The sequence below is a fragment of the Variovorax sp. J22P240 genome (assembly GCF_030316855.1).
GTDB lineage: Bacteria > Pseudomonadota > Gammaproteobacteria > Burkholderiales > Burkholderiaceae_C > Variovorax.
The window spans coordinates 70,070-95,198 of record NZ_JASZYR010000013.1 but is presented as its reverse complement, the minus strand read 5'-3'; the positions used below and the strand labels follow the sequence as shown (position 1 = coordinate 95,198).

General features: G+C 65.0%; 18 protein-coding genes. 3 read left to right on the top strand and 15 right to left on the bottom strand.

Annotated elements, in window-relative coordinates:
* The first annotated feature begins 3 nt into the window (after positions 1-3).
* Together QTI24_RS24540 and QTI24_RS24535 are read left to right on the top strand one after the other, a co-directional pair.
* Positions 4-3,897, top strand: a complete 3,894-nt coding sequence (locus QTI24_RS24540; RefSeq protein WP_286603971.1) for an eCIS core domain-containing protein — start codon at positions 4-6, stop codon at positions 3,895-3,897.
* A gap of 17 nt (positions 3,898-3,914) precedes the next feature.
* Positions 3,915-6,926, top strand: a complete 3,012-nt coding sequence (locus tag QTI24_RS24535; protein WP_286603970.1) for a CgeB family protein — start codon at positions 3,915-3,917, stop codon at positions 6,924-6,926.
* Here QTI24_RS24535 and QTI24_RS24530 read toward each other — a convergent pair.
* The 14 genes from QTI24_RS24530 to QTI24_RS24465 all read right to left on the bottom strand — a co-directional run bounded on the left by QTI24_RS24530 (position 6,905) and on the right by QTI24_RS24465 (position 23,776).
* Positions 6,905-7,735 (bottom strand): class I SAM-dependent methyltransferase, encoded by an 831-nt coding sequence (locus tag QTI24_RS24530; protein WP_286603969.1) that lies wholly within the window; start codon positions 7,733-7,735, stop codon positions 6,905-6,907. The genes QTI24_RS24535 and QTI24_RS24530 overlap by 22 nt on opposite strands.
* A gap of 105 nt (positions 7,736-7,840) precedes the next feature.
* Entirely contained in the window at positions 7,841-9,874 is a 2,034-nt protein-coding gene (locus QTI24_RS24525) for a tetratricopeptide repeat-containing protein (RefSeq protein ID WP_286603968.1), read from the bottom strand.
* 198 nt (positions 9,875-10,072) lie between these two features.
* Positions 10,073-11,113 carry a hypothetical protein gene (locus QTI24_RS24520; RefSeq protein WP_286603966.1) on the bottom strand — a complete coding sequence of 347 codons (1,041 nt, stop codon included), beginning with the start codon at positions 11,111-11,113 and terminating at the stop codon, positions 10,073-10,075.
* 56 nt (positions 11,114-11,169) lie between these two features.
* Positions 11,170-11,559 (bottom strand): hypothetical protein, encoded by a 390-nt coding sequence (locus tag QTI24_RS24515; protein ID WP_286603965.1) that lies wholly within the window; start codon positions 11,557-11,559, stop codon positions 11,170-11,172.
* 202 nt (positions 11,560-11,761) lie between these two features.
* Positions 11,762-15,640, bottom strand: a complete 3,879-nt coding sequence (locus QTI24_RS24510) for an nSTAND1 domain-containing NTPase (protein WP_286603964.1) — start codon at positions 15,638-15,640, stop codon at positions 11,762-11,764.
* Positions 15,641-15,671: 31 nt separating this feature from the next.
* Positions 15,672-17,312 (bottom strand): S1 family peptidase, encoded by a 1,641-nt coding sequence (locus QTI24_RS24505; protein WP_286603963.1) that lies wholly within the window; start codon positions 17,310-17,312, stop codon positions 15,672-15,674.
* Positions 17,309-17,926 (bottom strand): glycoside hydrolase family 108 protein, encoded by a 618-nt coding sequence (locus QTI24_RS24500; RefSeq protein ID WP_286603961.1) that lies wholly within the window; start codon positions 17,924-17,926, stop codon positions 17,309-17,311. Before QTI24_RS24500 ends, QTI24_RS24505 begins: the two co-directional genes overlap by 4 nt.
* 142 nt (positions 17,927-18,068) lie before the next feature.
* Complete coding sequence (locus QTI24_RS24495; RefSeq protein ID WP_286603960.1) at positions 18,069-19,151, bottom strand: hypothetical protein; 1,083 nt, start codon at positions 19,149-19,151, stop codon at positions 18,069-18,071.
* Positions 19,152-19,278: 127 nt separating this feature from the next.
* On the bottom strand, positions 19,279-19,842 hold the full coding sequence (locus QTI24_RS24490; protein WP_286603959.1) for a hypothetical protein: 564 nt from the start codon (positions 19,840-19,842) through the stop codon (positions 19,279-19,281).
* 15 nt (positions 19,843-19,857) lie between these two features.
* The gene (locus QTI24_RS24485) at positions 19,858-20,259 is read right to left on the bottom strand and encodes a hypothetical protein (RefSeq protein ID WP_286603958.1); all 402 of its coding nucleotides are present in this window, start codon (positions 20,257-20,259) and stop codon (positions 19,858-19,860) included.
* Positions 20,247-20,402: a hypothetical protein gene (locus tag QTI24_RS24480; protein WP_286603957.1), complete on the bottom strand. Its 156-nt coding sequence runs from the start codon at positions 20,400-20,402 to the stop codon at positions 20,247-20,249. Before QTI24_RS24480 ends, QTI24_RS24485 begins: the two co-directional genes overlap by 13 nt.
* A 113-nt stretch (positions 20,403-20,515) precedes the next feature.
* Complete coding sequence (locus tag QTI24_RS24475; RefSeq protein ID WP_286603956.1) at positions 20,516-21,424, bottom strand: toll/interleukin-1 receptor domain-containing protein; 909 nt, start codon at positions 21,422-21,424, stop codon at positions 20,516-20,518.
* A 55-nt stretch (positions 21,425-21,479) separates the two neighbouring features.
* The gene (locus QTI24_RS24470; RefSeq protein WP_286603955.1) at positions 21,480-22,778 is read right to left on the bottom strand and encodes a toll/interleukin-1 receptor domain-containing protein; all 1,299 of its coding nucleotides are present in this window, start codon (positions 22,776-22,778) and stop codon (positions 21,480-21,482) included.
* A gap of 224 nt (positions 22,779-23,002) precedes the next feature.
* On the bottom strand, positions 23,003-23,776 hold the full coding sequence (locus QTI24_RS24465; RefSeq protein ID WP_286603954.1) for a M15 family metallopeptidase: 774 nt from the start codon (positions 23,774-23,776) through the stop codon (positions 23,003-23,005).
* 298 nt (positions 23,777-24,074) lie between these two features.
* On the opposite strand from QTI24_RS24465, the gene QTI24_RS24460 reads away from it, so the two are divergent.
* Positions 24,075-24,713, top strand: a complete 639-nt coding sequence (locus tag QTI24_RS24460) for a glycoside hydrolase family 75 protein (RefSeq protein WP_286603953.1) — start codon at positions 24,075-24,077, stop codon at positions 24,711-24,713.
* A gap of 111 nt (positions 24,714-24,824) precedes the next feature.
* On the opposite strand, the gene QTI24_RS24455 is transcribed toward QTI24_RS24460, so the two are convergent.
* Positions 24,825-25,037, bottom strand: a complete 213-nt coding sequence (locus QTI24_RS24455; protein ID WP_286603952.1) for a hypothetical protein — start codon at positions 25,035-25,037, stop codon at positions 24,825-24,827.
* Between the last annotated feature and the right edge of the window lie 92 nt (positions 25,038-25,129).

Here is a 25,129-nt window from a genome sequence, read left to right as displayed (position 1 = left end):
ACCATGGGCGCAGCCTTCAGCAGCCTTGCACCGCACCATGCGGCGCCGACATCGGCACCGGCAGCCTTCCGGAGCAGCACGCGTGACGCGGCACCTCGCGAAGCCGCCAGCGCGGCCACGGCATCGCGCATCTCGCGCTCCGCGGATCAACTCGCCTCGGCCGGTGCGAGCCGCATCCGTCGGCAGGCGCCGGAAGCCGCCCGCGAGCGTCTGCGGGTGGTGCCGAGCGGTCCCACACCATCGCTGCGGCTCGGTGACGGGCGTCGATCGATCACGGTGGATGGCCCCGGCGCACCCTTGGCGGCCGACCTGCGCGAGCGCCTCGAAGCCGGATTCGGCGCCGACCTGTCTGCCGTGCGCGTGCACGAGGGCGCGGCGGCGGCACGGCTGGCCATCGGCCACAGCGCCCGCGCCTTCGCATTCGGTCACCACGTGGTGCTGGGTGCCGGCGAGAGCTCGCGCGACCTCGCGCTGATGGCGCACGAGATCGCCCACGTCTTGCAGCAACGCGGCGCCGCCGGGGTCCAGCGCTGCGCCGAAGGCGGATGCTGCGGCTGCGGCAGCGGGGCCGGCGCATCGCACGAGGCCGAGGCCGCGCGAGCGTCGGCCGCGGTGTCGGGCGGTGGCAGCTACGCGGTGACGGGGCAGGCGACTGCCGGCATTCCCCAGTTCGAGGGCGAGGACGAAGGCCTCTTGACCGGGCTGATCTGGCGGACTGCGGAATCCTTCGCCCCGCAGCTCGTGCCGATCATCCGGCGCGGCGCTGATGGCGTGCTGGACTGGATCAAGGGCAAGGTCACCGGCGCGATCAAGGCGGTCGTCGACACCGCGATGGCGCCGGTTCGCAGCGTGGCCGACACCGGCAAGTGGCTGCAGGGCCACATCGGCCCGCTGTTGCAATCGATGCAGGAAGCAGCCGCAAAGATCGCGCAGAACGACTGCAAGCCGATCACCGACGCGGCGGCCAAGATCGAGGATCTCGCGACCAAACTCATCACGCCGGTAATCGAGAAGCTGCAGGGGGTCGTCGGCAAGGTCGGCGACTTCCTGAAGGGGCTCTGGGAGCGCTTCGGCACTCCCGCCTGGGAGTTCATCAAGAAGTACGCCGGCGCGCAGTGGACCGCGTTGCAGGACCTCTTGAGTTGGGTGTGGGGCCTCGTCAAGCCGGTGCGCGACCTGAGCCAGAAAGCTTGGAACTGGCTCAAGAAGAAGATCGGCATCGGCGACGGTCCCGACGGCCAGGACGGCATCCTCCAATGGGTACAGGCCAAGGCCACCGCGGCCTGGGATTGGCTGCAGGCCAAGATCGAGCCCTACAAGAAGCAAATACAGACCGTGCTTGCGGTCGTCGCGGGCATCGCGGTCCTGATTTCCCCGGCGGGACCGATCCTCCTTGCTGGCGCCGCGATCTACGGCGCGGTGCAGGGCGTGAAATGGATCCGCGCCAACCTCGCGGGCGGCAACGCCATCGTGCGCGCGCGGGCACACGCGCAAACCGTGCTGATCCCGCAACTCATCGGCGCGGTCAGCAAAATGACCGCCGCGGTCGTGAAGATGGCGGGCATCGTCACGGGCAAGTTGGGCGATTTCGCCGCCGCCTTCGGTCGCGTGGTGGGCGCGGCGGCGAGCACGGCACTGCAGTTCCTGGTCGACGCGGCCCAATGGGTGGCCGGCAAGGCCGGCGAACTCGCGACATGGGCCAGCGAGAAGCTCACCGGCCTCGCGGACTGGATCCAGCGGGCGTTGGGGCGACTGCTCGATTTCCTGAAGCCGATGCTTGATTTCCTGGGCAAGGTCGGCGGCCTGATCGTCGATATCTACGGCCTGCCCTTCCTGCTCGCGGGCGCGCTGTGGAAGAAGATTCCGGCCTGCATCCGCGACCCGTTCGTGGACTGGATCGTGCCCCTGATCCTGCGCCAGATCGACCTCTTCAAGGAACTCGGAAAAGACGATGAGGCCTGGGCCAAGACAAAGGCCGACGTGATGAACATCGTGCGCAAGGTGTTCGTGACGAAAGACCTCAAGGGTGCCATCCGGGCAACCTTCGACCTCCTGCTGCGCGTGTTCAACGTGCCGCCCGACCTGCTTCAACAGATCAAGCAGAAGGCGATCTCGTCGTGGGACACGATCTCGAAGGCTCCCATCCAGTTCATCAAGAACGCTGTCCGTGCGGTGGGAGGCGGGCTCAAGTTGTACTGGGGCAACCTCAAGGCCAACCTGCTCGATGGTCTAGAGGGATGGCTCTTCGGCGAGCTCGCCGAGAAAGGCATCGCGAAACCGAAGAGCTGGACCGACCCGTGGGACTTGGTGCAGTTCGCGCTCGACGTGCTGGGCCTTTCGATGCCGCACATTTTCGACCTGCTGGAAAGGCGCTTCGAGAAGGAAACGGTGAACAAGCTGCGCACCGCCTGGCGCGTGATCGGACGCGCCTGGGACTGGATCATGGACATGAAGGACAAGAAGCCGGCCGATGTCACCAAGGAAATCATCGCGGCCGGGAAGGAGTTCGGCAAATCGATTCTCGAGGGCATCGTGACCTGGATCGTCGAAAAGGTCAGTGTGGAGCTCGGAAAGATGGCAGCCTCCGCTGCCGCAACCGCGGGACTGTCGGCAGTGCTTACCGCGGTGAAACAGATCTACCGCGCGCTCGTGTTCGCCACACAGTGGGCCGCCTCGATCCTCGGCATGGTCAATCGCACGCTCGATGCCGTCGGCGACATCGCCGCCGGCAGCCTGGAAGGCCCGGCCGAAATCCTGAACGGCGCGATGAAGAAAGCCACGCCGGCGGTGATTGGCTTCCTTGCGGCGCAGTTCGGCCTCAATGGCATTGCGGAAACCATCAAGGAGCAAGTCGACAAGTTGCGTGAGAAGGTGGACACCGCGATCCTGAAGGTGATCGATTCACTGAAGGCTCTGTTCGTGATGCTGGTGGCAGGCGCAAAGAGCATTGCGTCTTCAGTTCTTGCTTGGTGGAAGAACAAGATCAACATCGACGCGGATGGCCAGAAGCTCACGCTGATAACGGACGGAACCGAAGAATCGCCGCAGGTCCTGGTCGCCAGTTCACCGGCCAAGCGATGGAGCAGCTACGTGGCGACTCTGCCGGCCGATTCCAAGAAGAAGAAGGAATTCAAGATGGCCATGGCACTGGCGGAAAAAATCGAGGCGAGAAGAACGCCCGTCACCACGACCGACGAAAAGAAGCGCGCCGATGCCACTGCCAAGGCTGCCAAGGAAATGCTGGACAACGCCAATGCCCTGGCTGCGCTGATCAAGGTGCTTCATGGCGGTGAGCGGCCGACGTCCGTCGTGACCTTCGGCGGTGTGGATGACCAGGGCGGCGCAAAAAAGGTGGAGGCATCCATCTTCACCAAGAAGCATCCCGAGGGAACGAGGCCCGGCGATTTCGCGCCCATTTGGGAGAGTCTGGCAGATCTCGGGAGGGGCGAGGGCAAGGCGGTACGCGCGGATTGGTATGTGCAAGGCCACTTGCTGAACCAGAGAGTTGGCGGGCCGGGCGCTCGGTTCAACCTGACGCCCATCACCAAGAAGGCCAACGCGCAGCACGAGGAGTTCGTGGAATCGAAGATCAAGGACGAGATCGAAGCGGGCAAGGTGCTGTTCTACAGCGTGACGCCGCAGAGCCCATGGGGCGACCTGAAGATCACAAGACTGACCGAGCTGAAGAAGAAGCAGGCAAACCATCGAAGCCAGGCCGAAGAGAGCGAGATCCGATCGTTGAAGGCGCTTGGCAAGCTAACTCAAGGGTTCGTCTGCGTGGCATATGAATTGAAGAAGTCCGGCAAAGGCTGGGTCAAGGATGAAGATGGCTTCAAGTTGCCGAGGAAGGTCATCGAGAACAACGTCGTCCAAAGCGGCAAGGTGTATGGCTACTGAGCTGGACGAGGTGCGTCATGAACCGTGATTTACCTTCAAAGCCCGCGACCCTTGCAGCGTTCAGGGGTGCGCATGCCGGCGGCGATGTGATCGTGTGCGGCTGCGGCCCGTCGCTGCTGCAGCTTGCCGACCCCGGACGCGCCGTCACCATCGGCGTGAACGACGTGGGCCGCCTCTTCAATCCGGACTACCTTGTCGTAGTCAATCCGCCGAGGCAGTTCACTGCCGACCGCTTTAGCCATGTGAGGACGTCCAAGGCACGCGCCCTCTTCACCCAGCTCGATCTGGGTCCGGTGAGCGCCCCGGTAGTGCGGGTGCAACTTGGTCGCCATGCCGGCGTCGACACCACGGGCAATGTGCTGCATTTCACCCAGAACTCACCTTATGTTGCGGTTTGCCTGGCGGCGTACATGGGCGCGTCGCACGTCGGACTCATCGGCGTCGATTTCACCGACCATCATTTCTTTGCGACCACTGGCCGCCATCCGCTGAGCGGGCGTGTGGCGCAGATCGACAGGGAATACGGTGCGTTGGCCGAGGCGCTGCGGGGTCGGGGCGTGCAACTGGTCAACCTGAGTGCGATCAGCCGGCTCGAAAGCCTGCCGCGCATGCGGCTCGACGACTTCATGGGCCGCGAAGCCCGCCTGCCCTCCCTGCGAACGGCGTCCTCGACGAGCGCCGGACCCGCCCCCGCGGCGCGCCGGGTGTTCGTCGTCAACTACCGCTTCCTTTCATGCGGCGATGTGTTCGCTGACGGCCTGCGCCATGCGGCCGCCGAGTTGAACCTTTCGCACGCCGATGCCTACTGGGACGACCCGCGACTCCCGGAAAAGATCGCGGCCTTTCGCCCGGACCTGCTGCTGGTCGTGCACGGCCGGCGCTTTGCGCAGAAATGGGGTGAGCGCTTTAGGGCTTGCCCGAGCGCCGTGTGGCTGACCGATGAGCCCTATGAAGTCGATGACACGGCTTCGTGGTCGTCGCGCTTCGACTACGTTTTCGCGAATGACCCAGTCACGCTCAACCGACATCGCAATGCCCATTACCTGCCGGTGTGCTTCGATCCCCAGGTCCATCGACCAGACAGCGCGGCGCGCCCCTACCGCGTCGGATTCATCGGTGGTTACAACGCGACGCGCGAACGCTTCCTGCTGCGCCTCGCGGAGGCGAAGCTGCTGAGCTACGTGGTCGGCGGCCCTTGGCGCTCGCCCACCTTGCGCAACCTCTGCCTGGCTGGCAACGTGCCCGCTTCGCGCTGCGCAGAACTCTACCGGCAGACGGACATCGTGGTGAACGTGTTTCGCGAGACGCATCATTTCAACGCGCAAGGCGTGCCCGCGCATTCGATGAACCCGCGCATCTACGAAGCGCTCGCCTGCGGCGCGGCCGTGGTCTCCGAACGGCGCGCCGAAGTCGGCGAGGTGTTTCCCGAGTTGCCGCAGTTCGACGGCGCAGATCAACTGATCGCCATTGTCGAACCGCTGCTCAACGACGCCACGCGACTGGCAGATCTCCGTCAGCGCTGCATCCAGCGGCTTGCGGGCCACGCCTACCGCGACCGTCTTGCGCAGGTGCTGGCCACTTCATTCGCGACAGCCGAACATCCTCCTGGAGCTCACATGAACACCGCGCACACGCCGGTCGCCACCCGGAGGCCGCCGCCCCGCCTCCTCGCGAGGCCAGCGGCGCCGCGGCCGGCCATCGCGAGCACGGCCCCCGTCCTTCCCCTGCCGGCGTCGTTGCGTCGGAACCTACTCTTCCATGTGTGGCCGGTGCGAGGCGATACATGGCGATGGAACATTCACGAACTCAAGCGCCGCATCGACCTGTTCAACGGCCGCCGGGTCATTGGCATCGTGTGCGACGCGCGCTCCGAGCCGGCGCAGGCCGTGCAGGACTGCCTGGCAGGCCACGGCTGCGAATTCGTGATCGCGCCGAACGACGCACGCGGCGAAGTCGTGACCTTTGCGCAGATGCTTGCGCGCGTGGCTTCGACAGACGCCGACGCGCTGTCCTACTACGCGCATGCCAAGGGTGTGAAGTATGAGCCAGCGTTTCCGCCGGCGGTGCGGCGCTGGGCCGAGGTCCAATACAAAGTCACGCTGGACGATTGGCCGGGCGTCAGGGAGCAGATGCAGCGCCACGCTTTGACCGGCATCTTTCGAAAGTACGGGCGCTTTCGCAACCACCAGAACGTGGGGGATTGGCACTACAGCGGCACCTTCTTCTGGATGCGCCATGCACAGGTGTTCACGCGGGCCTGGCAGGACGTTCCACAGTTCTATGGTGGGGTCGAGGCCTGGCCCGGCATGCAGTTCCGGCGCGAGGAAGCGGGCTGCATGCTGCTCGACAACCTGCAGGAGCTGCCCTACCAGGACCGCTTCTGGGCCTTGCGCGGCGATCCCGCATTCCGCCAATGGCAGGCCACGGTGCGGCGAGTGCCCGTTCCTGTCGGGCTGGCCACACCGCGCCCCTTCGACGGCCATGTCCTGCCGCGGCTGGAGCAGAAGCCGGAGGAGTTCGACTGGTGGATTGGCCACCTGCTGCGGCGAGAGGTGCACAGCCTGCTGTTCATCGGAGGCGGCTGGGGTGGCGAGGAGTGGCACGTTGCGCGTCGCTTCGATCAGGCGGGGCGACGCATCAACATCACCACGCTGTGTGCCGCCGAGCGCCAGGATCATCAGCTTGCCGTGGACGAGGCAAGGCAGCGCTTCGGCCAAGCGCTCTCGGTTGTGCAGGGGGATGTGAGCCAGCCAGGCATTGGTGCCCGCCTGGCCGAGCGCTACGATGCCGTTTTCATCGACGGGCAACATGGCTACCGGGAATGCCGCCTGGACTTCGAGTTCGCGCTCAGACTGTCGCCCCAACTCGTGGGGCTGCACGACATCGTCGATTCGGACTGGCACGCGCAGAACCTGTGTTGCGTGTCGCGCCTGTGGTCCGAGCTGCGCGAGAAGTACCAGTGCGAACAGATGGCATCCGAAGAATGGGCTGGGATTGGCATCGTGGATCAGCCTGGCGCCTTGCGATAGACCAGGGTGAAGCCGTTGCCGACCTTGGTATCGACCGCCTCCATGTCGACGCGCTCCCACGCAAGCAGCGCCCGCGCGTTCAAGGCATGCACGAGTTGGTCGAGGCTTTCCGCAGAAGCTACATGGTAGTGACCCCCGACACCACCGTTGACGCCTTCGAGCGGATGGGTGCTTCGGTCATGCGCCTTGTCGAAGTCTTCGAGGTAATGTTCGGTTGTCGTCAACGGACGCGATTCGTCGCCGGGGAACGCACTGGGCAACGGATGGATGATGAAGCAGATGCCTCCCGGCCTGAGGAGCCTGTTCCATTCGAGGAATGCGCGAACCGGATTCGGTAGGTGCTCGACCACATGCGAGGAGATGATGAAATCCTGGGATCCGCCATCGAGCGGAATCTCGTCCGCACTGGCCTCGATGTCGATCGGCGCGACCTCTCCGCACATGTCGATCTGCGCCTGCTCGTAGAACGCCTCGCGCAATGCGACGTTGCGCGAACGCAAGCCGAACGGGTTGTGCGCGGCCGCTCCGATCTCGAGGCCTTCACCCAAGCACCAACGGTGGGCCAATGCGTGTTCAATGAACTTCATGGTGAATTGATCGACGCCTTCCGACGGGCAAGAACCATTGGCGATTGTGCTGCTGTTCCTCTTGATCGCAACTTCGGAGCTGCATCCCGGATGGCTCTTGCGCGAGACATTTGGCAATACCCTATTTTTTGCACTGGTTGCTGGTGTTGGGTCTTGGCGTCTTAGTTGCTTCCTGCGGGATCGCGGAGACAGCCTTGAAAATGAAGACGTCGAGACCGGCATGGCACAAACGGGCGATGTCAGATCGTGACAAAGGATGCCGAAGACCGATGCGCAGATGATTCCCGCAGCGTCCCTATCCGCTGAAAAATGCGGAACTCGGGTGGGTCATTTCAATAGCTCGCGTGCGTCCAGCTCGACGACCTTGTAGCGGTGGCGGCCCGCCGCTTTCAACAGGTCCCGCGTGCCTCCCGGCCCGTCGGGATCAAGCTCCGGGTTGTACAGCGCTATGAGCGTGAGGTTCTTGGCCTGATAGGTCAACCCTGAGAACATCATCCAAAGGTTGTTTCGCTGCCAGACGTCATAGTCTTTCTGCCCGGCGAGCCATCGAGGCATGGTCTCTGAGTCCTGCAGAACGCTGGGAGCCACTTGGGCGCCGACTTTCGTGTATCTCTCTACCCAATGAGGCCCACCGTGCTGCACTGAGGTCACCTGGAAATCCTCAGTTGGGAGGGCCAGCATCAGCTTGCGTTCGATTCCTGCAGCCGCGCACTCCTCGTGGAAGAGAATGTCGGCGCCGCACGCGCCGCCGGCAATTCCCAACGAAATGGGACTCTCTTTCGCTTCCTTCGCAAGCGCCTCGGCGATCAAGCGCCGTGCGGAGGCTTCGGCTTCGACCGTCGGCGGGAAGCGCGGCGGCTTCCGGCCTGCTCGGTCGATCATGTGGCCCGTGAAGAGCACGACTCGTTCCGGAGGCGGCGGTTCACCAGACGGGTGCAGCTTGCCGATCTCTTCCAATGCTGCGTTGGTGTTGGGTTCAAACAATCCCAGATGACGAAACACTTCAAGGTTGCGCCGTGTGGCCTCCACGGTGAACTGATCTGCGGTGCTCAACGCTTCTCGATAGGCCACGCGCACTGCTTCTGTCAAATCCGGCCTCGTCAGCAAGAGCAGTTCCGCGGTGCTGCTGATCGCCCACTTGTCGAACTCGAGAGGCCGACCGAGTATCGGATCGCGGGCCAGTGCGAGTTCCAAGAGAGCTGCGACACGATCGGCGGCGCGCCTTCGCTGCTGCAGGGCGCGCTCAGCGTCGGATGAGTCATCGTAGCGGGCCTGCCAGATCGCAGGGGCGCCTGCGGCCAGGGCAATCTGGCATTTGAGCAAGGCAAGTGCGTTGATGCCGGGATAGTGGCGATCAAGTTGCTGCCGCATCGCGTTCAGGTAAGCATCCAGCGCCTGTCCCAGGTAGGGCGATCGCAGGGCTTCCTCCTGCAGTCCGGCGGCCGGCGCTGCGCTGCATTGGTCGATCCAGCGCGTCTTGGCGTTGCTGCCGAGCAGGCTGAACGCTTCGGCGCGATCTGCTGCCGTCTTCGCCACCGCCAGCGCTCGCTCGATGGCCTGATCAGACAATGTGAGCAACCGCGCCTGCTCGACAGCGGGCGCACCCTTCGACAACCGCTGATAGATGGTTCCGAGCCGCTGATTGGCAAGCAGATCATCGGGATCTGTTTCGCGCAGGGCCTCGAAAGTGGCCCTGGCACCATGGTTAGCCTTCAGATTGAACTGTGCATTGCCTACCAGGCGCAGGCCCTCGGATCGCCATTCCGTTCCTTCGAGCTCCTGCGTAAACAACCTGAGCTTGCCATAGTCCTTGGTCGCCACGGCCAGCTTGATTTCATCCTGGAAATCGGTAGGAGCCGGGATCAACTCAGCGCGCGAGTGCGGCCTGAGCTTGGGCAGTTGCTGAAACACCGGGCTGTCCTTCCCCGTGTCATCCAAGCTCGTTCGGAGCGTTTCGACGAGCTTCTCAACGCTCGCAGCCAGGTCTTTTCGGTCGTACAGGAAGTACCGGTCACTTTGCAGATCAAACGGGTAGTGATTCTTGTCGTCCACTTCCGATCGCATGAGAATCGTGTGGCGCTCCTGCAGACCATGTCGGATACCCAATTCGTAGAACACATTCGCGTTGTGTATCGACACGTCGGCGATCACGACATCACTGGTGACCAGCAGGCGGAACATGTCCGTTCGAATGTTCCCTTGCTTGACGATTTCGCCGGTGGTGCCTCCGACGACGTGGATCCCATGGCGATCCTTCAGTTTTGCCAGCGCCGGCCTGATGAGATCGAATTCGACGCGGTCGAAGTCAAAGCCATCCTTGACGCCGAATGGACGCACGATAAAGCCACTTTGAACCCGCATCGACTGTTCTCCGAAAAGAATGTGATTAATGGGAAGGTGGATTGAAACGCGAACGCGCAGCCTTGTCATCCACAGGCCGGACGAGTTCCCGAGGAGCTTTGGTGCATCCGACGTAGCTGTCCAACTGGTCTACGTGCCACGCCGGTGCCCCCCGCGACGGTCGCCTCGCACTCGCAAATCTCCCCTCAGCACGACCCATCATGGACACCCGGGACGCGCTGCCTTCGTCTTGGCAGCCAGGACTCGAAGCGAACGGGGCACCGGCCGCTCCAAGACCTGAAGGTACCGAATCAACTGCCGTGCGGAGTGTCCGACCAGATCTTCATCCGAGACCGACGCCACATAGTGCTCCCACATCCATCCGATGAACTTTGCGAGCGTGGGCACTGCGGCGGCCTGCCAGCCGGCTGCTTGGTCCGAGTACTCGAGGATCGGCAGATCCGCGAGATTCGAGGGTGGGGGTCGCCGCTGCGCACGCATGATCAGGAACGTCGGTCGGTTGGTTCCGTGCGCCAGACCCACCTCGTTCATCACGTTCGGGTTGAGCGAGCCCAATTCGGCCAGGACGGACGCACAGCGATTGATCAGCGGCGCAAGGAAGGAGTAGTACTCCTCCTCGCTGAGGCCGCCCCAGGCGCGGATGGCGCGGAATCCCGCACTGGCGAGGGCCGGTCGGTAGTAGCTGGCGAAGTAGCCCGCGAACGGGGCGCCGAACGGCATCGCCACGAAGCAGGTGTCCGACTCTCCTTCGAGCGGCTCCAGCAGGTCGCTGACGAGCCGGAAAGCGTGAGACAGCAGCACCGAAGCATCGCGCGTGTGCGCAGCGCGTTCAACGTCGTTCAGGAACCTGTCGTACACGCTGGGCGGGACGGCATGGCGGGACAGCACTGGAATCCAGCGCTCGCGCAACGCCTGCCGCTGACTTGGACCGACCAGCTTCGCGCTGGAGGCATACAGGACCGCCATCGCGCCGATGCCCATGAACTCATACAGCAGTTGCGATCGAGCGCGCGCCTTCCGCAGGATCGACTCGAAGTTGGCGTCATGCGCGGCGCGGTACGCCAGGTGCTGCGACGGAAGGACGGCATCGATCTCGATCTCCCGCATGAACTCGCGCAGCCGCCGCCGCATTGCGCCGAAGCGCGGCCCCGCAAACTCCAGATTCGCTGCGACAAGGAACGCGCCAAAGGCAAAGCCGTTGAACCGGCAGTACAGAGGGCTGAAGAGAGTTGCACCCACGGTGGGTGGCAGTCTAGCGGCTCCTGGCCACTGGATTGACTGAGGTTGTGGCCTGGTCAGTCGTCGCGTTCGTACAGCGCGTGGAACTTCTTCGCTTCGATGGCATAAGAGTCCGTGCCCTCTTCGTTGTTGGACACCAGGAAATCTCCAGCAGCGAAATGGGTGCGTCCTTCTTGGGTCGATACGCTGCCCGCCTTCTCGCTGGCTTCTGCCCATACGGGCGTCGATTTCACATAGGTGCCCTTGCCGACAGACCGGTAGGTCCGCTCGAACGTCGCGGCATCGACGGTGTAGATGTCGCCGTCGCTGTCCACTAGCCAGTCGCCGGGCTTGCAGTGCTGCTGATCGCCCCACTTGCGATAGTCGAAACCTTCGGTGTCGAGCAACAGACGTACGGCCACGACCGGACGATCGGGCCTTCGGCGATAGCGTTGGCGTTGACTCATGTGGATGCTCTCGTTGGGTGCGCTCGTGATTTTCTACCACGGACGACGGAGGCAACGTGTACGAGAAAGCCGCAACCGGCGGTGGCTTCCAGGCCATGGGGCGGCCCTGCGCGATTGCGGTTCCACCGGCCTGCCGCGCCAGCGTGCCCGTGCCATCGATGCCAAGGCTTCTTGGCCTCGGGACGAAGCGCCGGCGTCGCCGTCAACGCCCTGCCGCCGCGGTGCACTCGGCTGCATCCGCCGGCTCGGCCAACTGCGCGCAGGCCTTCGTATAGGGGGCCGCGCCCCGTGCCTCGCGCCATTCGGCGCAACTGAGATTGCGCTGCAAGCGCTGGCAAGCCTGGGTCTGCAGTTCTTCGAAGCGCAAGGGCCAAAGACGGGCCTCCTTGCCAGCGGTGGAGGCCAGCAGCCGGCCATCGGCGCTGATCGCGAAGCGGTTGTCGTCTCCGAGATCGCCGTCTGCGCGCTTCGCGCGTTCGAGTGCGGCGTCGATCAGCGCGAGACCGGCTGTCGTCTTGCTGGACAGCCAGGTCAGGTCGGGTTGGATCAACCTGGGATAGAAATTCAGGTCGTCGGTCCCGTAGGCCTCGACCCAGGTGGACGATGCCGCCGCAAGGGCCCCGTCGCCGCCATCGGCAGCCTTCACGGCGTCCAGCGACTTCTTGGCCGCGACGGTCTGGGTGCGCTTGCGATCGCCCTCGATGTCGAAGCGCCAGCCCAGCTCGCGTCCTGTCGCGATGTCCCACACACGCTGTTTGGTTGGCCGGCGCACCGCATAGCGTATGTCGCCATCCCACAGCGTCGAGGTGGCGACGCGCTGACCGTCACTTTCGAAGCGCACCGAAGTCACCCGCGCCTCATGCTCGAAAGGCCCGATCACGCGGCCGCTGGCCGTGTCCACCAGCCACAGCTTTTCTTCCTGTACAGCGCTGAGCCAGCGGCCGTCGGCGCTGAAGGCCAGGCTCCCCGGGTCGCACGCCAGGGGAAGGCTGCGGATCTCGCCACCGGCAGCCGCATCTATCAACCGGACCGTGTTGCCTTCGCTCGCGGTCGCCAGCGTGCGGCCGTCGGCGCTGAGGGCGACCGCATGCACCTTGCCGGCATGGGTGAGGCGCCACAGCGCCTTGTCGTCCGGATCCCAGGCCGTGATCTGGCCATCGCGTCCGCCGACCAACAAGCGTCCGTCGGCGGTGAACACCAGAGCCCCGGCGGGGCCGGGCGCGAGGCTGGGCACAGCGTCGCGAGCAAGACGCGCGATGCGCGCCCCCGAGGCCGAGTCGCTGGCCGCAATGTGGAAGCGATCGGCATGGATGGCCACCGCTGCGAAGGGATCGCGACCGGGTGCCTGGCCCGCGTTGAACGCAACGTAGGTCTGGATTTGGAAGAGCCCTTGGTCCGTGGCCTCCAGTGAGAAGGGAATGGGAAGGCCGCCGTGGGCCGCGGCCAGCAAGGGGGAGGTATCGCTGAACAGGAGCGCCCCTGGGCGGGCACTGGCGATCTGGCCGAGCAGCTTTCCCGACGCCGGTTCGCGGATTTCGAGCCCGCTGCGTTTGGAGACGGCGAGCCAGCGCCCGTCGCGGCTCAGACTGATCCCCTCGGGGGCTTCCTCGCCCGTATCGATGGGTTCCGCTTCCTCGGCGGCCGGCATCGCGAACGTCCGCACGACCTTCTCGCCCCGGCTGATCGTGGCCAGCAGGGTGTCGTTGCTGCCGAAGGTGATCGCTGTCACGACGCCTCGCGCGTCGGGCAGCCGCCGCGGCTTCCATTGCGTCGTGTCGTAGATGCAGACGGCCTGTTCGTCACAGCTCGCCGCCAGCCACTTTCCGTCACCGCTGAAGGCCAGCGCATGGAGATAGTCGTGGCCATTGCGCGATTCGAGGTCGCGCACCTCGCCGCCAGCGGCCTGCACCTGCAGGTGCCGCTGGCCCGCCGTGGCCAGCCAGCGTCCGTCGGGGCTGAGCGCCATGGCGCGGATCGGGCCGGGATGCGGCTTCCAGCCGGGAGAAGGCTGCGGCCGGGCCAGCGAATCCAGCCGTTGCACCAGGGCGGCATGCGCATCGGCTGTCCATGCCGATTGCAGCGAATGCAAGGTCAGCAGCAGGCCGCGCTGCCACTCGCCCCGGTCATAGGCGACATCGCCTTGAGCGCCCAACTGCCGGGCCACCGCCATGCGCCGTTCCTGGTTGGCCTCGCGCCATTGCCAGGCGGCCGCCGCGGCGAGGAGGCCGAACACCACCACGGCGCCTGCCATGGAGGCGACGAGCCTGCGCCGGCGCCGATCGCGGGCGACCTGCGCGGCTTCGTGCGCCGCGACGCTGGCATCAATGAATTCCCGGGCCAGCTCGCCCAGATCGTCGGCGCGCTCGGCGCGCCAGCGGCGCGCCTCGTCCAGCACCGGTCCTCGCAGGTCCAGGCTCGGATCACGCTGGTTGTCCCGCCACAGCATGCTGGCGGCATGCATCCGTTCGCGCCACAGCAGGAACTCGCGATCGGCCGCGAGCCAGGCTGCCAGCCGGTCCCAACTGCGGAAAAGCGCCTCGTGGGCGACTTCGAGCACGCGCTCTCCGCCGTCTCCGCTGCGCGACACCAAGAGCCGTGCCTGCACAAATCGCTCGAGCAGCGTGTGCGCTTCGCGTGGCAGCTCGTTCCACGGACACGGGCTGCGCACGAATCGCGCCTCGCCGTCGATGCGCACGAGCTTGAGCAGGGCGCGACGCAGCGCCTCCAGGTCACCCGACCGGGCAGCAGGGAGGCCTCCGGACGGTGCTTCCCTGCACAGCGCCTCGGCCGCGCGCGCCAGCGCCCCTTGCAGACCGCCCAGTTGATCGCGGTACTGGGCGACCGCCAGCTCGGCGCCCTGCCCGCCCGCCTTGCCGAAGCGATCGAACAGCTCGCGCAGCGTGAAGGCCAGCAGCGGCAGCGCGTCGTCGGTCGCGGTGTCGGCGACCATCGCCTGGGACAGGCCGCTTTCCAGCCGCAGCCCCGCCACTTGTGCCGGGCCTTCGATGACCTGCGCGACCTCGCCGCGCGAGATCTGCGGCAGGTGGATGGGCTCGTACGCCACGCCGCGCAGGAGCGGGTGGGTCTGGAAGGCCCCGAGAAAGTCCGAGCGCAGCGTCGCCAGCACGAACAGCGGGCCGTCGGTCTCGTCGGCGATCGAGCGCAGCAGGCGCAGGAACGCAGACTTCTCGTCGTCGGGTGCCGCGTTGGTGTCGAGCGCCTCTTCGAACTGGTCGACCGTGACGACGATCGAAGCCTCGGGGCCCGCGCTCACCCGCAGACGATTCACCACGGCGCGCCAGCCGGCGGCTGTCGATGGGTCGGCGGCAAGCATCGCTCGCAGCGAGGCTCCGTCCTCCGCACCGGGCAGCCCGGCCAGCGCCACCGCCATCGAATCGAGCGGCCGCGAGAGCGGACGAAAAGGCGGCACCACGACCCACGCCGCGGTGTCACGCTCGAGGCGTGGCAGCACGCCGGCGCGCACCAGAGATGACTTTCCGCTGCCGGAGGCTCCGAGCACGAGCAGCAGGCGCGGCCCGCCCAGGCGGCGCAGCCGGTTCAGTGTCTCCAGCGTCGACTGCACCGCGGCGCCGCGCCCGAAGTAGACCGCCGCATCGGCCTTCTGGAAGGCGAGCAGGCCCGGATAGGGCGGCCGCGACGGGTCCCAGTCGAACAGGCTGCGCGCGTCCAGGCCCGCCGCCTGCAGACCCTGCAGAAGCCGCTGCCAGCCGCGGGCGCGGTCCTGCGTCAGGTCGGTGAGTTGCAGTTCCTGCAGCAGCGACCAGGGCGCGCTGGTGTCCGTCTTGACCGGGAAGATCGGCTTTCCCAGCGCTCGCGCGTGTGTGATCTCGGCGAAGCACCAGGGCGATGCCATCGAGTGCTCGCTGCACAACGCCACGACCGCCTGGCAGGCACGCAGTTGCGCGTAGAGCTCCTGTTCCCAGTCCCGCCCGGCGGGGATGCCGGCCTGCGGGTCGAAGTCGAGGAAGACCGAACGGTGTCCCTGCGCGGCCAGGACCGCGACGAGCTCGGCAGCCAACGCGTTGTCGGCGCTGCTGTGGCTGATGAACAAGGCGCCCATGCTGGCAATCGAACGCCGACCCTCTGTGCTCTCAGGCGATGCCTTGCCGACTCTTTCGAATCGCCTCGGCGATGCACCGCATCGAGATCCCCTCGTTGGCCGCGTAGCTTCCCGCTTCGCCATTGAGATGCGGCATGCCGAGCTCGCCGCCCATGTGATGCAGGGCGATGACCGCCCAGGCGTTGTCGTTGAAGACCGGGCTGCCGGAGCTGCCCCCTTCCGTGGGTGCACGGTAGTGCACGCGGCAGACGCCCTCCACCGGCGGCTTCCCGGACGGTGGACCTTCGTGACCCAGGAGCTCGTTGTCCTGAAAAGAAAACGAGAGATCACGCCCCCCCGGGTGGCCGATCACATAGACGCGTGGCGCGCGCGCGGCACCTGCGGGCGGCGGCGGCCAGTCGGGCAGAGCGGCCGAGATCGGCATGGGCTCGATTCCCGTCACCTGCGATTGCAGACGAAGCAGGCTGGCGTCCTGCCGGTCCGGCGGTGCGGACCAGACGATCTCCTTGACATCGAACACCGGACTGCCCTCGGCGGCCTCGAACACGACCTGCGCTTCGCCGGGCGGGATGCCCGGACTCTGGCCGGCCGGGTTCACGACGTGGAAGTTGGTCAGCACCATCAGTTCCTCCGGCGGGTCCATTCCGAGGTCGCCGGCCCGAATCAGAAAGCCGGTGCCGACGCGACGGCCGAGCCGGCGCTTCACGGCGGCCACCGAACGCGCGCGCTTCAGGCCCGTGAGCCACCACTCATAGGTCTGCGGCCCGTCTTTCCCGAGCACTGCCTCGAGCTGCGCGGCACCGGGCGGTTCGACGGCCTGAAGTTCCCGGACCTCGCCCGAACTCAGCTCGATCTGGGCCGCGGGCAGTGCGAGCAAGCGACTGCGAAGGAGCGCAACGAGACTGCGGCCGCGGGGATCGTCACCGCGCTCGAGATCCCAGACCTCCGAAAACTGTCGCAAGGTGCTGGCCACCAGAAAGGCTTTGGCGTCCGGTGACGCGACGTACGCGTGCACGCGACTCTCGACGGTGTCCCAGTCGCCCAGGCCCAACGACGCTTCGGCCAATGTCGGCAGGTGCCACGCATCACGCAGCGCCTCGGGCGTGGCTTCCAGGGTGGCGACCAATTTTCGGGCCAAGGGTTTCAGTTGCAGGTCGGGCGCCATCGCAAGTCCCATGCGGCGCGCTCGATAGACCAGCGCCAGCAGATTGACGCCGTGCCAGGTCTTTTGTTCGTCCCGTTGATAAGGTTCGCGGTACGCATCGATCGCCGCTGCCAGAGCCGTCTGCGCCGCCGGTGTCGACTTGTCGGCGGCATCGAAGAAGAGTTGCTTCCAGGCCCGGCCGAGCAGTCCCTGCACCTCCGCCCGCTCGGGGTGCGCCTCGGGCAGGCTGCCGCTCAAGCCTTGCAGCACGTCCACCGCCACGGTGGCCAGGCCGCTTTCGATCAAGGCCTGCGCCAGCAGACGTCGATTCTTCGAATCGCCAGGATCGAGTCGACGCACCGCCTCGGCAAGCTGCAGCATGTGGGGGTAGTCCCGCGCATTGCGCAGGTCCTCGACCAAGGGCTTGGCGGCTGCCACGTCCACGTCGTCACACATGCCTTGCAGCAGCCGCAAGGCGAGATCGGCCCGCTGGTGCAAGGTCGCCGTTTCCACGGTGAAGGGCGTCAAAAGTCGTAGCTCGGGTCTTCGCCGATGTCCGGGATGCGCTCGATGTGGTCGGCGTCCCCGAAATCCGTGGGCACGTCGGCTTCGAATCCAGGCAGGCCGACTTCCTTGCGCAGTGCGTTCAGGCGATTGTTCCAGCCCTTCTGGAAGACGGCCAACTTCGGGTTGGACGCGACCAGGCGGCCGTAGAACGCCTCGCGTTCGTTGCAGTAGCTCACGAGTGCCTTGGCGAGGTCGTTGCATTGCTGCACCGCGCGCAGCGTGCCGTCTCCAAAGCCGCCATCGACTTCACACCCCATCGCCGCCTGCAGAAATCGGACGGCGCGTCCGACGCCCATGTTGACGGCGGTGTCGAAGTGAGCGACATCGAGCTTGCGCTCCAAGGTGTCGCAGCGCGCGGGCCGCCAGTAGTTGGCTTCGTAGATGCTGCGCATCTCGTCGTCGGACAACTGGCGCACGTCCTGCGCCGACTGCCCTTGCTTGCGGCGCCAGGCGTCGTACACCTTCTGGGTCACTCCGCGGTTGGTCGCGCCGCCGGGATCGGCCGGATGGTTGACGTAGCCGCCCTCCCATCGAAGGATGAACGGCAGCGAGTCGGCGAAAGAGGCAGATGGCATGGTGAAGTTCCAATGCTGGCAGGCTGAACGCTTTGCGACGCCGGCCGATTGTGCGTCACAGCCCTCCCTCTTGCATCCACCGAACAGAGTACATCGAAAGGGATTCGGAGGAACGCAAACCGAACAACCTGCGCGCCGCCCTTCAAGGCTTGTCGCGGTCGCTGGGCGCTGCCAATCCTCCCGTTGTCAACACGTCAATGCCCAGCAGCTTGCGAAAGATCGCTTCCGCGGTGAGGCCTCCGATGGTGGCGACTGCGAGGACCAGGGAGACGAGCCGAAGGCCGGCAGTGCCGGCTGAAATCTCGAAGTCGCCTGGTTGCGCCACGATGTACAGCATGCCGGCGAGGGCGCCGGCCATCAGGCCCAGCGCAACCGTGATCGCCATCGAGGGCGGCACGAGCGGACCGCTGCCATAGCGTCGTTCGAACACCATGCGCACGGCGGCTCCCGCCACGCCGGCGAGAAGTGTCGATCCGAACAGGAGCGCCTTACTCGCAGGCGACGCCAGCAGATCGGCGCCAAGATGGCTCCCGAAGGCCGCTGCGAGTGCCAGCATGAACAGCACCGAGGCCACGACCGCATGCCAGACAATTGGACCTGTTTCGACGGCATGGCGGCGGCGCCGCTGACCCTCCAGCACGTCGACCCAGCGATTCGCCACCTCTTCGCTGGGCTCATCGGCCATGCGCGCGTGCTCATTGCCCGTTGGCAGGTCGACCCCTGGTGCGATGGTGCGCCACACCGTCTCGGCGGCACCGCCACTGCGCAGCAATGCCAGCACCGGGATGTGCGCGCCGATCGCCACCTGGCCGGCGATCAGGGTCGACATGGCACCGCCGATCAGGATCAGTCCGTCGGCATCGGCGAGCGAGCGGAAGAACGACACTTCCCACTGGCCCGACGAGTCGGCCACCCGATCGAACAGTGCAGGATGCGTGCGCTCTTCGGCAAAGTGTGTGGTTGCGGATGACGGCTGGCGTACGACGATCGGTGCACCGCGCTCCGTCAATGGCGCACTCGCGGCCACGTACGCGCTGACGACCACGGCCTCGATGAAGTTGGCGTCGTAGACGATCAGTCCATGACGCTTCCTCGCAAGCGCCGCGCCCAATGCCGCTGCCGCCAGATTGGCCTTGTCGACATCCACCGGCGGGGAAAACGGATGGGGATGTTCCGGCTTGTTGCGCTCCGACTCTGCCGAGCCGACGATTGCGAATCTGAGCATCTTTCTTCTCCTTCTGACGGCCGTTCACTGACAGCGATGGCCGGCGCGAGGCACCGGCAGCGACGATTCAAGGTGGGTTCGAAGTGGGCCTGCGAGCGTAGCCAGCTGTTGCGGGAAACTCATCCTTTCAAGTGATGAGGGGCGCTGACCCGTGCGCGTCCCATGCCGGCGATACGAAGCGACGCCCTCTTGCGCAGCAGTTCAGTCCTTGGCCGGAGGGGGCCGAACAGGGCGTGCACTTCCTCGACTGAAACGGGTATGCGCGCCAGCGAGTGCCGCTTGGCGCCCTTGAGCTTTTGGAGTCGCGAGCCCGCGCGCAGCAGGCGTTCGACAGCAACGCTGAATTGGTCAAGAAGCCGCTTCTCCATGCGCGTATGCTCTTCCTCGCTTCGGCATTCTCGGCGAGTGACGTGTGCCGCTGCGAGTGACACAGCTCATACGCGGTGGATGGAATGTCGAAGCAGACCCGTCCTATGTGGCGGATCGAGATGTTGTTGCGGATGTCGGAAAGACCTGGCGGGCACTCGAGCGTGACGTTCTTCGCGAGCAGGGTCTCGTGGCCATCGTAGGCGACGGACACCAACTGCTTGAATTCGCCCAAGTCGGTTTCGAAGTCGGACTGCAGCGAATTGGGTACGAGCGTCACGATGCGATCAAGCGTCGCCAGGCCGGTGGTGGCCGAAATGTCCACGACCGCGGCTTTGTATTAGTGATCAGAGATGGGGTTGGCCGCGTAGTCGTACTTGTTGGTCGGTTCCAGCAGGGCCAGCAAGTCTTCGCGGAGGTGCTCGGCGAGTCGTTCCTCGTCGGGATAGTTCTCCGATGGCAGGAGAATGGTGCGAAAGCCGCGAAGGTAGAAGCGCAGTTCCGAGCCTTCATTGCTGATCATCACGTAGGGCAGTCCGAGCGCATGCACGAGTCCGAGCTCGCATATCACGTTCGGCGACGACGTGGGTTCCTCGGGACGGGCCGACATGTCGAAGACGAAGAAGTCGGCGCCGTCGATGGACACGAACACGTTGGCGCGTATGTTCTGGCCACGCCAGTTCTCGGGGCAGGTGACTTTGGGCGCGCTGCGAAAGCCGGCGCTTCGCATCAGCGCCTGCATGTCGGGCTCGCCAGCAGCCTCTCGATGACGGCCTTGATCTTCAGGCAGCTGCCAAGGTCGCTCTTGTCCTTGTCCTTGCCCTTGCTTTTCATGGGGCAGAGCACGACCACGTCGAATCGACCGTCGCTGGTTGCGAGCTTCATCCCAATGCCCCAAAGTCGCTGTAGTCAGAAAGTCTACACGCGCAAGAAGCTTTGGCGACCGCAATCTGCAGGAGATTCCGTGGCAGCGGGGCTGGCCAGGTCGGCGCGCCCCGTCAGGGCCGGTCTCGGCGCAGGAACCGGCTGACAGCCATGACGACCTGGTCGATCAGGTCGTCCCACCCTCCGCTTTTCGGGACAACGGCGTGCCAATCGTCCACTGCCAGGCCACGCCAGTGGTCAAGGGAGCCGTCGACGACGACCGGGATCACACGAACGCCGTTTTCGAGTGCATGCCGGACTTCCGGGGTGACCCATTTGGATCGATGCGTGGTTTTGCCGACGATCAGGATCAGACATCGCGAGCGCGCGATGGCGTGTCGAATGGCCGGCCACCATTTCTCACCGTGTCGCAACGCCTCCTGGTCACGGAATACGCTGATGCCTCTGGCCTGCAGCGCAGCGCTCAAGCGCAGCGCGACCTTGGTGTCCGGCTCGGTACGTTGATAACTGACAAAGACGCTCCATCGGTCCGACTCCGTTGCGAAATCTTCCAGGAGCTTGATGTCGGCGTGGCTGAGCGCGCGAGGCGTCTGGATGCTTTGACCGATGACCTTCAACCGGTCGCTACGGTGGTCGATCGGCATGAAGGGATCGAAGCGAAGCCCGAGCAACAAGAGTCTCGCGTCATTGGATGCAAAGAGCGTCGAGCGGTGCGGATCGCCGATCACCGCAAACTGTCCGAACCCGCGGGCGTCGTTCGCCCGGCGTGGTTCGCAGCCCTCGACCCGGAACGTCAGCGAATACATGCGGGGACCGTTTCGTTGGCCTCGTGACACGACGATCCAGAGCGTGCCCCCGTTCCCAATCATGTCTTGAAGGTCCCGCTTTTTCGACGCCAATCCGAAATACTCACCCTCCAGCCAGTTCTCGCGGTTCGCCTCCCATCGAGCGATGGCCAGGGCATGGCCAGTCTCGGGGCGTTTGCGACCGCGATGAATCTGCTCTCCTGCGTCGTCCGTCATACTTCGAGCCTTTCCTTTCGGAGTGCCATCGTGCCGACACCGGCGCCCCCTCGGGCTAATTGCCGGCGACGACACTGTTGGCGTTGAAGTTCCCATTCTTCAGAACGGCCCCCAGCGGGAACGAAACCGGGAACACGCAGTCGTTGAAATGGCTGTTGCGAAACCATGCGGGCTTGAAGTGGCCGTCGAACCGCACCCGTGAAAAGACCACCCCGTCGAACAGGATCTCCTGTTCGGGCTTGCTCAGGTCGATGACGCCAGGTTCGATCTCGACGCTCTGGCCTTGAGAGATCCAGCTGTCTTCGATGATCGAGACGTCCGACGACAGGAAGTCCTGGCTGGCAGGCTTCGAGACGAATCGCACGCCGGCGGCGCCACTGAGATCGAGTTGCGCACCCCGGAACTTGGAGTTAGCGAACTCGACGTCCACGAGTTGGGTCCCGTCGATCCGAAGGAACCAAAGGTCGCTGTCGTCGAAGCGGATGCCGCTGAGCGCCAGCCCTGACTTCGACGAAGACGGCGCGGCGCCGAAGACGACGCCTGCGACGCGCATTCGCCGGGCCACGAGATCCCTGATGGAGCCGTCCGTATAGGTCGTGTGGGCCCACAGGGTGTCGGCCAGCCGGGCCCCTTTCCAATCGACCCCTCGCAGGAAGGTTCTCCGTTCCCGCTCTCGGCCTTCGCGCAGTGCATCCAGTGCCTGCCAGGCGTTGCTACGCGCGACCGCAGTCTGGGTGATATCGGCAAAGAGGGCCTGCAGGCCGCTGGACAGATCGGGTTCGTGACTCAGGGACCGCATGCGCGCTCGCGTCTCGTCGCCGGACCAGACCGAGGTCGAAGCCGCGGCCTCGGCCAGGGTGCGCTGAACCTGCTTCCTCGTGTTCAGGTCATTGATCGAGGAGGTTGTCAGCAGCGTGAGGCCGCTGAGCCCGGCCACGGCAACACAGAGGACGGCGGCCCTGGTGGCCAGCCGCAGTCGCTTCCTGCGTCGAGCCCGCTGCAGCTGCACTGCGAGGTCCGGTGCCCCGCCCGTCCAGGTGACGCGCTGCACATCGCGAAGGAGTCGCTCGATCGCGTCGGGCAGCCGCGCCTTGGTGCCGTCCTCCACCAGAATGATCGCGATTCGGCGCGCCAATGCCCGTTGGATCTCCGCATGGCACCAACTGCTGGCCGCCGAGCTGGCGGTCAGCAGCACCACGAGTGCGTCGCTGCGTTGCAGCTCGTTGGAGAGGGCGTGAACGAAGTCGTCGCCGGCGAGGATTTCCTTCCGGTCGATCCAGACAGAAAAGCCGGACCGTGCGAGATGTGCCGCGAGCGCGTCCGCCTGCGAGCTGTCGAGGCGAGAGTAGCTCAAGAAGATCCGGGGCTCGAACATTGAATTTTGTGGCAGCGAGACCCGCGGCAGCCGCAGGAACTTCGGCTTCCCTGAGCGGCGCGAGCGCGTGTCTTGGAGTAAAAGCTGCCCTTGTGCCAGGTCCGGGCACGTGGCGCATCCGTCCAATTGGTGAGGATCAGGGGCGCGATTCGCCTTTCAGTATCTGGCGAACTCTTTTGCGCGGCTTGGAAAGCCTGGCCCTGTCACTCAGTCACAGTCGGAATCTTGTACGTCTGACGTTCAGCCGCCTGCTGAGCGCGCGGCGGATCGTATTCCCAGTGCCACGGCTCGCCACTGACAGTGCGCACGAACCCGAGCTGGGGGGCATGCTGTTTCAGCCAGTCATACACCTCGTTGCCGTCGGCTCCCGCGACGGCGATATCGAACGCGATCCCGTTCTGGTGGTTCGAGGCACCAGGTTTCGCGGCCTTGTTGAAGCCCGGAAGACGCCTGTCGAACCCATCCCACAGGATCTTCTGCTCGGGATAGGACCGGAACCCACTGTTGATGGCGACGGTCACACCCGACAACTTCGCCTGACCAACCATCTCGAGGTATGGCGCGACGGTATCGGAGGCGATGCGTTCAATCTCCGTCTTCGCATCGACGATCTCGACTAGGTCAATCTGGCCGATGTAGGCCCCGCGCGACCATGCGGCGTTGGGACCGAATTTGCCACTCCCCGTCGATGGCTTGAGCAGGTCGAGCGTCTCGTTGATGAACCTGCCCTGGAGATTGTTGGTCGAGGTCCAGCCGATGGGTGTCCCACTCTCTTGCAGGGCATGCGCAAACAGCGCGACCTTGTTGGATCCGGCCTGCAAGCGCTGGACAGCATCGACGCGTATCACCGTGGCGGTCGGTATTTTTTTTATCGTGCCATCGGATGTCTCGAAGGCCATGAGGTCGTTCGCCTGCCGCAGGCGCGCGTCCGGGTCAGAAACGGTGAAGCTCTTGGTCAGATAGCTACGCTCAAACATGGGTCCCTCCAATGAACGCTCGCCTGCAATCAGCCAGCATCGCGTGCGACTGCGGCACGCCCTTCCGCCCCTCAGAGGCCCGCACCCGCACTGCCGGCTCAGGGACGAATTTGCCACTGGCATGGGTACGGCGGCCGCCTCCCAATCTCCGCGCCGTTGGAAAAATCGCGCGGACCGTACCGGGGAAATGTATGCAGGCTCATCAGCCTGCCGCATCCCCACGATGACGGATGACCCATCGTGCAATTCCGGCAACCATGTCGCGCGCTGCTTCTTGCGCAGTGCACAGGAGTTCGCGATGAGCCAGCCGCTTGGAACCATCTCAGCCGAAGGATTCAGCTGCACCATCACGCAAGACGATGACGGCAGGGTTCACTTCATTGCGGACGCCGACATCGATGCGGATGGTGCCAATGGGCAAAACGGCCAACTCGCGGCCTACAAGGTCGACAACCAAGGCTCCGAGGCACTGGCCAACGGCGGGATGAAGATCAATGCGAGCGGCAAGGTGATCTGTGCCCATGCATGGGCACGTGATGTCGTCATCATTGACACCGACAACGAACCCAAAGTGTTTCCAGGCGGTGTCATCGCATCCAAGACCTGGTACCGCCACCGCGGCAAAGCCGCGGCCGACCCTGCGGCTTATGTTGACGCGGAAACTGTCCCCTACATCGTCGTGCCACCACTGATCGTTCAGAACACAGTTGGCGCCGTACGCGGTTGCAGGGCGCAAGCCACATGGCGCGGTCGATCAGTGGCATGTGTCGTTGCCGACCTTGGCCCGGGCAATCGGATCGGCGAACTGAGTATCGCCGCGGCACGCGCTCTCAACATGCCCGCAAGCCCGCGCAGCGGCGGGACAGAGCAAGCGGAAGTGCTCTATGAGCTGTGGCCAGGAATCCCGGCACCGGGATTTGAGTTGCAGCCAGCGTGATGGCTGACGTCAAGTCTGAACAGGCCATCGAGATTCGATTCCGGGACGGCGTCAATCGGCGCGCCGTCAGCGCATCGTGGAGAGGCGTCCGCCGACCTTGGCGTTGCCGGATCACTCGCTCAGCAGTTCCGCCGACTGCGTGACTTGCGCGGCCATTCGGCCGTTCGGCGACTTCCATCCGCGATGCTGCATCGGCCCAATCATGAAAATCCACACGACACCGACGCACGCGACGACGGTCGACACAAGCAGCCATCGCGGGTGCAGAGGGGGGGCCGTGCGCCGGGTGATGCGCCCGATCACGCCGGTGATGTTGCGACCCATCTCGATAGTCGAGCGTCACGCGGACTCCGCGTGGAACTCACGCGTTGGGTTGTCGCCTTGACGGGGGCAGGCGGCGGCTCATAGGGAGCTTG

Excerpts from the sequence above, each read along its gene's own strand:
- QTI24_RS24540 (WP_286603971.1), top strand. The coding sequence starts at position 4 with ATGGGCGCAGCCTTCAGCAGCCTTGCACCGCACCATGCGGCGCCGACA.
- QTI24_RS24485 (WP_286603958.1), bottom strand. The coding sequence starts at position 20,259 with ATGCAGGCGCTGATGCGAAGCGCCGGCTTTCGCAGCGCGCCCAAAGTC.
- QTI24_RS24455 (WP_286603952.1), bottom strand. The coding sequence starts at position 25,037 with ATGGGTCGCAACATCACCGGCGTGATCGGGCGCATCACCCGGCGCACG.
- QTI24_RS24495 (WP_286603960.1), bottom strand. The coding sequence starts at position 19,151 with ATGCTCAGATTCGCAATCGTCGGCTCGGCAGAGTCGGAGCGCAACAAG.
- QTI24_RS24480 (WP_286603957.1), bottom strand. The coding sequence starts at position 20,402 with ATGAAGCTCGCAACCAGCGACGGTCGATTCGACGTGGTCGTGCTCTGC.
- QTI24_RS24535 (WP_286603970.1), top strand. The coding sequence starts at position 3,915 with ATGAACCGTGATTTACCTTCAAAGCCCGCGACCCTTGCAGCGTTCAGG.
- QTI24_RS24525 (WP_286603968.1), bottom strand. The coding sequence starts at position 9,874 with ATGCGGGTTCAAAGTGGCTTTATCGTGCGTCCATTCGGCGTCAAGGAT.
- QTI24_RS24465 (WP_286603954.1), bottom strand. The coding sequence starts at position 23,776 with ATGTTTGAGCGTAGCTATCTGACCAAGAGCTTCACCGTTTCTGACCCG.
- QTI24_RS24515 (WP_286603965.1), bottom strand. The coding sequence starts at position 11,559 with ATGAGTCAACGCCAACGCTATCGCCGAAGGCCCGATCGTCCGGTCGTG.
- QTI24_RS24475 (WP_286603956.1), bottom strand. The coding sequence starts at position 21,424 with ATGACGGACGACGCAGGAGAGCAGATTCATCGCGGTCGCAAACGCCCC.
- QTI24_RS24530 (WP_286603969.1), bottom strand. The coding sequence starts at position 7,735 with ATGCCGGTCTCGACGTCTTCATTTTCAAGGCTGTCTCCGCGATCCCGC.
- QTI24_RS24510 (WP_286603964.1), bottom strand. The coding sequence starts at position 15,640 with ATGGGCGCCTTGTTCATCAGCCACAGCAGCGCCGACAACGCGTTGGCT.
- QTI24_RS24500 (WP_286603961.1), bottom strand. The coding sequence starts at position 17,926 with ATGCCATCTGCCTCTTTCGCCGACTCGCTGCCGTTCATCCTTCGATGG.
- QTI24_RS24460 (WP_286603953.1), top strand. The coding sequence starts at position 24,075 with ATGAGCCAGCCGCTTGGAACCATCTCAGCCGAAGGATTCAGCTGCACC.